5 protein-coding genes are annotated in these 7,532 nt (G+C 41.0%); 4 read left to right on the top strand and 1 reads right to left on the bottom strand.

Going from position 1 to position 7,532, the window contains the following annotated elements:
- Positions 1–670 precede the first annotated feature (670 nt).
- The 4 genes from M979_RS04950 to M979_RS04935 all read left to right on the top strand — a co-directional run bounded on the left by M979_RS04950 (position 671) and on the right by M979_RS04935 (position 7,065).
- The gene (locus M979_RS04950; RefSeq protein WP_064553967.1) at positions 671–2,635 is read left to right on the top strand and encodes an EAL domain-containing protein; all 1,965 of its coding nucleotides are present in this window, start codon (positions 671–673) and stop codon (positions 2,633–2,635) included.
- A gap of 356 nt (positions 2,636–2,991) precedes the next feature.
- Positions 2,992–5,214, top strand: a complete 2,223-nt coding sequence (locus M979_RS04945) for an EAL domain-containing protein (protein ID WP_064553966.1) — start codon at positions 2,992–2,994, stop codon at positions 5,212–5,214.
- Complete coding sequence (locus M979_RS04940; protein WP_064553965.1) at positions 5,202–6,119, top strand: amino acid ABC transporter substrate-binding protein; 918 nt, start codon at positions 5,202–5,204, stop codon at positions 6,117–6,119. The genes M979_RS04945 and M979_RS04940 overlap by 13 nt, the downstream gene beginning before the upstream one ends.
- 58 nt (positions 6,120–6,177) lie before the next feature.
- Positions 6,178–7,065: a transporter substrate-binding domain-containing protein gene (locus M979_RS04935; protein ID WP_083963888.1), complete on the top strand. Its 888-nt coding sequence runs from the start codon at positions 6,178–6,180 to the stop codon at positions 7,063–7,065.
- An 80-nt stretch (positions 7,066–7,145) separates the two neighbouring features.
- On the opposite strand, the gene M979_RS04930 is transcribed toward M979_RS04935, so the two are convergent.
- The gene (locus tag M979_RS04930) at positions 7,146–7,460 is read right to left on the bottom strand and encodes a hypothetical protein (RefSeq protein ID WP_034455904.1); all 315 of its coding nucleotides are present in this window, start codon (positions 7,458–7,460) and stop codon (positions 7,146–7,148) included.
- Between the last annotated feature and the right edge of the window lie 72 nt (positions 7,461–7,532).

The following is a 7,532-nucleotide window of genomic DNA, read 5'->3' as shown; positions in this document are numbered from 1 at the left end:
AACTCCAGTAATAAAGCCAATACTACAGCTGTAGAAACATTACCAACTGAATGAAACCTCTCAGCAGATAGCATTACGTTGAAATAACAGGATTTATGCGTCACCACAAAGCCATCGCCGGTTTGTGGTGGCTGTCAGATTAACACTGCATCAGGATATTAACTGCTCCGCACGGCTGGCTTCTGCTCTCGGATATGCCGTCTTGCCAGAAGAGGTAAAATGAACCCAGCCCTCAGCGTCGGTGTAGCAATATTAAGCGATAGCGGAAAATCCCCGTCAGGAAGGCAAAAGCCGCAAAGACTCACAGATAATGGTAGTGAATAAAATTCATTCGTCATGTCCTCACTGCGGGTCATGGCAAATTAGATTATCAATAAATGTCTATTTTTGGATAAAAATAAATACATCAGGTCAGATGACTGCTCAAACAATATATTAATTTGAAAAACATTCATCTCATTCAATTAGTATCAGCTATAAAATTCAATATCGTCACTTTGTATATGATGATATAGTAGTTTTTGACATTGTAACAACAATAACATACAAACCTACAATTAAGTAACGAATGAACCACACAATAACTAAAAGAAACGCGATTAGCATATTTCACAAAATAAAATTAAATTTCATTAACAATCGTATTTCACAAGCAGTTCTCAGTTGCACTATGGCAATTATGCCATTTTCTGTGTTACGAGCGTTGGTTGTTGTTGCAAGTACGTTATGTCTGAACTTTCACTGGGTTAAAGCTTCTACCTGGCTGGAACACCTGCAACAAAGCATGCTTGTATTCCTCCCTATACTTTTAAATATCATTTTTTCTCTACAATGGGCCGTTAGATATCGTTTATCGATAATGCTCAGCATCTCTCTTAGCCTGACTGTATTACTTGGCATCACTGGCCTTGAAAATAACAATGAACCTAACTTTTTTGTTGGTGTGAGTCTCCCTGTCGCTCTACTAGCTGCAATTTTCACCAATTTAATTTTAGAAAAAAACATTAAAATTTTCCGCACCAACAGAATAAAATTCAATTGGGCCTCAGTAAAAATAATATTAATATTTTTCAGTAAACTTCTGACTCTGGTGTTGATTGGTCATCTCATTTTAAATGCAAGCGATTGGTTAACTCAGGATATTTCCAAAGTAATATATCCTGATAATTTCACCCACGGGCTACTTTATGAGGTAGTGCGTGAAGCCACGTGGTTCTTTGGTGTACATGGCTATTATATTTTCCAGGATATCGGGTTGAGGTTATCGAATGAAACGATATCAAATATAGCTGCATGGAAAGCTGGCCACGAATCATTAAATATCTTAAGCGTTCCCTTTTATGAGACGTGGTGTGCATCTGGTGGTAGCGGAGGCACACTTAGCCTGTTAATTTGTTTACTCATTAGCCGCAACCCTTCAAATAAACATTTAATTAATGTTTCCTTGCCCTTGGCTATCTTCAATATCAATGAGCCACTCATCTTTGGCGTACCGGTAGTGTTGAACCCGGTGATGTTTATCCCGTTTGTAATGACTCCTGCTGTGGATTACATCATTGCCTACTACGCCACCCTTTGGCACATTGTACCGCCCCTTCAGCAAATGGTAGGCTGGGCAACGCCTGCTATCATTAATGCCTGGTTGGGTACAGATGGAGCAATGAGTGCAGTGCTATTCCAGATATTTTTAATTTGTGCTGGCATTGCTATCTACTGGCCTTTCCTGCGTTATATGGAAAAACGTGATTACAAAGTGATCACTCTCCCTGGAGGCAATACCAGCTTTGTTCCCGTTAAAGAAAACCAGTTTCAATTGCCTGTGCCAGGCCATCGTGAAGTTGAATCACCGCATCATTATCTTTCCGAAGCAAATGAGTACATTGATGCACGACGCAATATTAATGAACTACAGAGTAGTGGTAATTTTGTACTCTGGTATCAACCGCAAATAACAGTTGATAGCGAGAAAATTGTCGCAATGGAAGTATTGCTTCGTCATCAAAGTGATGATGGGAAAATAATACCGCCTTATTTTTTAAAATATTATGAACGAATTGGCATGATGCCAGAGGTAGATTTTTGGGTACTTGAAAATGCAGTTGAAGCTATTCATCATGATCTTTCTCGTTTTCCAGGCATGACGCTTTCGGTAAATATTTCTCCACAAACTTTACTTGCCCCTAATTTCCTCAGTCTGGTGAGCAAACTACTGCGTAATCCGTTACCTTCTGGCTGGTCGTTGGAAATGGAGATTACTGAATCGCAGAAAGTAAAAGAGCCCGAGCAAGTAATAGAGATACTCTCTGAACTACGCCAATTGGGTATCAAAATTGCGCTTGATGATTTTGGATCCGGCTATTCCACATTGTCGTACTTAACACAATACGAGCTGGATAAAATAAAACTCGACCGTACGCTTGTGCTCGGATTGGCACGTGAAGGTGGCGAAGCATTCCTCCACCACGTCGTGCAACTTTGCAAAAGCTCAGGCAGCCAGGTATTGATTGAGGGTGTGGAAACAGAAGAAGAGCATCACATAGTTAAGAATTGTGGTATTCATTTGGCACAAGGTTTCCTGTTTCATCGGCCACAGCCTATTAACAAATTATGCAAACTTCTGGAAGTTACCACTTAACTCTGTTCATCATGAATAATGGGTATTGTTATTTGCAAAAAATCTATTTTTTTGGATATTTTGTTTATCATGAAAAAAACAAAATGAATGTGCTGAGACATGAATATGTTAATGTTTATCGTTGACGCATTAATTAGTCAACTCTATACTCCAGACTTGATAATAAAAACAAATCCTGTCCTACGAACATGTTTCCTCGAAAGCATGACTCATGGCAAAAAAAACACAACGTACTAACATTAAACAAATAACACATTAACAATGCATCGGCATATTAAGAATAATGAACAAGTAATTTATATAATTACCCCCACTTGAGCCTTATTTAGTCGCAAAAAAAGAGTACGAATAGAAAAATGGTAGATAAAGAGCTCATTCAACATGAGGTTGTGCTTCCCTATAAAAAGGATTCCAACTTACGTGGAGAACATCGCTGGTATCATTCGATTACCGGAAAAGTTGCTATCTATCTTATGTTGGGGATTCTGATTGCCTATGGAGTTGGTTCTGGCGCTGGTGTTTTTGAGGTTAACCGAATATCTCATGAACAATGGTTTAAACAGGCAGCAACTAACTCGCAAATTACCAGTTATATCATCCGCAATATCTATACCTCAGTAACAGTAAAATCCAACCATGAAGGTCAGGTCACTTCCATTGAATCCGAACGTCCATTCTACGATGACGAGACGGTAATCCAGACCGGCTTCGATCCGGCCGATATGCTGACGCTGGTTTCAACACAAACCCATAATCCGACGTGGCTATTGTCTTACGATAAAAAAAAGGGTTTTACCAATACTCAAACATCACAAAAAATCAGCATCACTGAAGGTGCTGCCAATAGTTCAGCACTCAAAGAGTATTATCGCGGCTTTGTCTTTATTGATGGAAAAGAGTACTTCGTCGGCTCAATTCCCATCGTTAACTTTTCCGGTGAGTTGATAGGTGCAGTTATCAGTAGCATCGGTGAGCGAAACGCCCTTTTTGCGACTCATAATCAGTTATTGAAAAATACTTTATTGATGCTGATTTTGATCCTGGGTATTACGGTTGTGGTCGTTAATTGGCTAGTGCGTAACCTTTTCCGTCCGGTCCCTCGCCTTGTGCAGGCTGTAACTTTGATAGCGGATGAGCAAACTGACCAGGTTACCCCGTTCCAGAATCAAGAAGATGAGATAGGTGAACTGGCAAAAGCGATTGAAAAGCTGCGCGTGGCAATGGTTGATCGGGGTTATCTACAACGCATGCAAGAAATGGCGCAAAAGATGGAGTACATGGCACACCATGATTCTCTAACATTGCTACCAAATAGAGTTGCATACCGAAACTCGATAGACGACAGGTTATTAAAATTAAGAACCGAAGGCAGTATCTTCAATCTGTTATTGATAGATCTGGACAATTTCAAACCCGTTAATGATACCTATGGCCATGTCGTGGGTGATGAATTGCTTATCGAGTCTGCTGCACGCCTGTCGGCCTTACTTAATGAAGGAGATATGGCAATCCGTCTTGGTGGTGATGAGTTTGCCCTTATTCAGCTGATTAACGATGACTCGATTTTTGAAGCTGAAACATTGGCTCGAAGAGTTTTAGATACACTCAACCAACCTTTCACCTGTAGCGGGCATACTTTCTCTATCAGTTGTAGCATCGGGATCTCCTGCGCACCTCAACATGGTAATACCCGAGAAGATCTGTTCGCACACGCAGACCTTGCACTCTATACATCCAAAAGCTTCGGCCGTAATTGCTTCCATTTCTATTCTCATGGCATGACGATGAACCCGTCTAATAACCTTCTTTTTAGCAAGGAAATTGAAGATGGCATCAGAAAAAATGAGTTCTTCCTGCATTACCAAAAAATCACTCGTCTCAGAAATTGCAGCATCGAAGGCTATGAAGCGCTGGTTCGTTGGCAACATCCAGCCAAAGGCCTGCTACAACCGCACCACTTTATTTCCGTTTCTGAAGATATTGGGCTTATTGCCAGGCTAGGTGAATGGTTGATACGCAGCGCCTGTATGGACGCGGCTAACTGGCCCACTGCTAAAACGGTAGCGGTGAATGTCTCTCCACATCAACTTCGTAATCCAGGAATATTGGACATCATTCGCAACGCATTACAAGACAGTGGCTTAGATCCCGCGCGGTTGGAAATTGAAATTACGGGGTCTGAACAACTCGATCGCGAAGTTATCCTGCCGACACTGAATGCAATTCAGGCATTAGGCGTTGGTATCGTACTCGACGAATTTGGAACAGGGTTCGCCACACTGGACTACCTGATTATTTTCCCATTCAGCCACATTAAAATTGCCCGCTCCCTTATTGATGTACTCGATAAGTGTGAAGACAGCCAGGTGTTGGTAGGTATGCTCGTTCGTTACGCACTACAGCGCGGGTTGAAAGTCACCGCCAAAGGTGTTGAAACAAAACAACAGTTTGAATATTTTGCCTCCCTTAGCGGAGAAGAAATAACCGTTCAGGGATATTATTTTAGCCGGGCCGTAGAAAATGCCAGTGTCATGGCAGAACTGGAGCAGGAGAAAATGGAGAGCACATGCGATTTATAACCACTCATTTATATCAGACGTTATTTTCTCTGGCAGTAGCAATTTTCCTCAGTACTGGACTACTGGCACCTTCCAATAGCCGGGCCGATGATCTTTTAACACGCATTGCACAAACCAGGACTATCACGCTTAGCTACCAGGCTGATGTCTTTCCTTTTTCATATGTTGAAGGCAATAAACCGCGAGGCTTCTCCATTGAAATATGCAATCGACTGGTCGATATGCTTAAGCAAGAGCTACAACTCGCGACGTTGAAAATTAAGTGGGTTCCTGTCGCTACAGCAACTCAATTTTTAACCATTGAAAACAAAACTATCGATATGGGATGCATTCCGACAGTCTACACAGCGGAACGCCAAAAAATAGTGACGTTCTCGGAGCCCTATTTTTTCTCAGCAACCCGTTACGTATCACGTAAAGAAGATCGTATTTCGGATATCAGCGAGCTCAACGGCCATACCGTGTTGGTTAAAAGCGGCACCGTGTTTGTCAGACACATCCAGCAGGCTAATTCTGAGCATCAACTATCACTGAATATTGATCTTGGAACCGACAATATTAAAGCTTTCTCCGCGCTTGAAAGCGGGCAAACGCCTGCGATAGTCTCAAGCGACGTTCTGCTACTTGGGCAAATAGCGCTTTCCGGGCATCCCCAGGCGTTTGCTATATCGGCAGATACCCTTAGTCCAAGACTCCCAATTGGTATGCCGATGCAAAAAGATAATGACGATTTTGCCGGTCTGATTAACCACTCCATGAAGCGCCTGTTGCTGAGCAAAGAGTTCATAGACATTTATAATAAATGGTTTTTTGAGCCCATAATGCCTCAGGGAATTACTCTCAACTGGCCAATGTCACCTGAATTAAAACAGTCGCTTACCTCGACTGCTCTTTATTCTTATTAACTACTCTTCGTTTGTACCCGACCATGAAGATAACAGTCAACCACAAAAAAATAGATAAATGAAAAAGAAACATCTTCTGAAATATGCACTAAGTTTATCGTTGGTTTTTTATGCCGTTTTTTTGAAGGCAGAGACAAACATGTCCACGCTGGAGAGAATTTCCAGTCATAAAGTTATTAATATTGGCTATCGCGATGCGCCACCCTATTCTTATAAAACCAGTGACGGGCATGTAGTAGGTTATGTCATTGATTTATGCAAAGACGTCACCGAATCGCTGAAAAAAAGTCTGCACATTAATGATTTGGTTGTGAATTATATTCCAACACCGTTAGCCATGCGTACCACTATGCTCAGCAATAATATCATTGACATGGACTGCTCTGTTAATACTGATACGGTGAGTCGCGAAAATGTTGTTCTTTTCTCCCGCCATTACCTGTTTGTCTATACACGTTTGGGTTCATTCAAAGGAAATAATATTAATACCTATTCGGACTTAGCAGGAAGAACGATCAGTGTGGCAAAAGGCACCACTGATTTAATTAACATTAACAGTCTTAATCGCTTGCAGAAACTTAACATTATGGTTCTTACTCAACCTACAATGAAGGAAGCATTTTCTGCAACGAACAGCAATAAAAGTTATGCCACCGCGATAAATGAAATCTCTCTCAAGCAACTCATTGAAAGCAGTGAGGATATGAAGGATTACCAGATATCCAAACTGACACTTGGGAGTGCACAAGACTTAAGTATAATGCTGCGCCATGATGATATAGAGCTAAAAAATATTGTTGATAAAAATCTTTCAGCACGATTCAATCGCGGTGATTTCAAACAATTTTATGAGCAATGGTTTAACAGTCAGTTGCCTGGAAAGAATATAAATCTACATATCCCTCTTTCTGCGGAAATGTATCAATACATAACTAAAAAACCTTAGTTACATTCAAGCCAGCACGTAGTCTTCCAGAAATAAAAAAGGGAGAAAGGTAACTTTCTCCCATAATGCATCGATGCCAATTACATCAATTGTAAAAGCATGCAGAATGACATTCCGCACAATACACCATATAACAAATTATTCTGGGCCGTTTTACGAACGCATTTTTGAGAATGGATGGTGACATCTTCCAGTCTTTTACGCACGTTACGAGATACCTGAACATGGTGCGTTATTACATCTTTTGAACAGTGCCGGAACCTTGCGATATCATCCCGGATAAACTCGTCAACAACACCATTATTGGCTTTGAGTTCGCGGACAATCCCTTCAAGCATTTTTTCCATGCCTTTTACCCGCAGGACAACATCGTCTTCCATTTCCAGTGACAGCATAATCAAAATCCATGATTAATATTAACACCTGGGGGTAATTCATTTACCACCCATCCCTTTCAAGATAATAAT

Origin of the sequence: Buttiauxella noackiae ATCC 51607, from assembly GCF_001654865.1 — a bacterium.
GTDB lineage: Bacteria > Pseudomonadota > Gammaproteobacteria > Enterobacterales > Enterobacteriaceae > Buttiauxella > Buttiauxella noackiae.
This window is presented reverse-complemented; position numbering and strand designations above follow the sequence as displayed.

Excerpts from the sequence above, each read along its gene's own strand:
- M979_RS04950 (WP_064553967.1), top strand. The coding sequence starts at position 671 with ATGGCAATTATGCCATTTTCTGTGTTACGAGCGTTGGTTGTTGTTGCA.
- M979_RS04945 (WP_064553966.1), top strand. The coding sequence starts at position 2,992 with ATGGTAGATAAAGAGCTCATTCAACATGAGGTTGTGCTTCCCTATAAA.
- M979_RS04940 (WP_064553965.1), top strand. The coding sequence starts at position 5,202 with ATGCGATTTATAACCACTCATTTATATCAGACGTTATTTTCTCTGGCA.
- M979_RS04935 (WP_083963888.1), top strand. The coding sequence starts at position 6,178 with ATGAAAAAGAAACATCTTCTGAAATATGCACTAAGTTTATCGTTGGTT.
- M979_RS04930 (WP_034455904.1), bottom strand. The coding sequence starts at position 7,460 with ATGCTGTCACTGGAAATGGAAGACGATGTTGTCCTGCGGGTAAAAGGC.